We start from the raw sequence: 1,101 nt of genomic DNA, 5'->3' as shown, positions 1-1,101 counted from the left end.
CTAACTGTTCGCCAGGATCACGTACTGGGCGGCAGCACGCCGGCGCACGTCCTGCTCGTCATTACTCCAGACAAAAGCGACATGTCTGCCGAACGTCACGCCGCACTGGAACCGGAGGTTGGCGTCGCCGGCCCAGATCGCGTCCTTGGTCTCGAAGCAGCGTGCCGTGCCCAGCTTGGCGGGGGAGTCGATGTCGCGCTTGATGTACTCGGTTCGGTCGGACTTGATGGTCGCGGTGAGGAACGTCTGCGCGGCGTCCTCGTCGCGGGCGCGCAGCACATTGCTGTCATCGGTGGTCGCGCAGCGATCGATCCCGGCCTTCTCCGACAGCCGGTCCCGATGCGGTTGGGCGTTCTCGCACAGCGACGCCGCGCGGGGGCCGATGCTGCCGTACGTGGGGGAGATCAGCTGCTGGTCATTGGTGACGAAGGCCCGGTGCAGCATCTGATCCGGATCGCGGGTCTGCATGGTCAGCGAGGCGTCGACGACCATGCGCACGGTGTCCAGCAGCGGGGACTGGGCGGTGAACACCTGACCGACTCGCTGGGCGAGGGCGTCGGCGTCGACTCGCGTCATATCCAGCGCCGCGATGATCGAGGTGACGAAGGTGCGGTACGACCAGGTCGCGCCGATGGTCGGGGAGGTCGGCCGATAGTGCGCGTGCGCCTGGGCGAATCCGGGGATCGGGATCCGGACATTGTCGGGGCTGGCGGCGAAGTCGATCGCCTCCATGTCCGTGGCCGCGCGGGCGGCGGCGTCCGGGTTCGGATAGGACATGGTCAGGATCAGCAGCATGTTGCCCTCCGGCTTGCTGCTCCACTCGGTGAATCGCTTGGTGAGACCGACCACCCCGTAGGCGCTGATCATCCCGTACTTCTCCATCACGGGCTGGGTGAGCGGCGTGCTGGTCCCGGCGATCATGGTCGCGGCCCCGGCCGGACTCGTCTGCGCGGTCCCGTAGCGGTGATCGAGGGAGGTGTCGATCTGGAAGGGGTCGGGCATGCCCTCGGCGATCGCGCTCGCGGCGAGGGCCCGGCCCTCCTCCCCGGTGGGCGAGCCGGTGAACTTTCGTGGCGTGGTCGAGTAGTGGCCGACGTCGAG

The 1,101-nt window shown here is 67.9% G+C and carries 1 protein-coding gene; it reads right to left on the bottom strand.

All coding sequences use genetic code 11. The features are described from left to right. Positions 1-1,101 (bottom strand): hypothetical protein (locus ACIRS4_RS38530; protein WP_404204975.1); only part of this gene is annotated, 1,101 nt, incomplete at its 5' end.

Source organism: Streptomyces sp. NPDC101166, assembly GCF_044768125.1.
Lineage (GTDB): Bacteria > Actinomycetota > Actinomycetes > Streptomycetales > Streptomycetaceae > Streptomyces.
The sequence above is the reverse complement of the archived record's forward strand: the minus strand, read 5'-3'. Positions and strand labels throughout refer to the sequence as shown.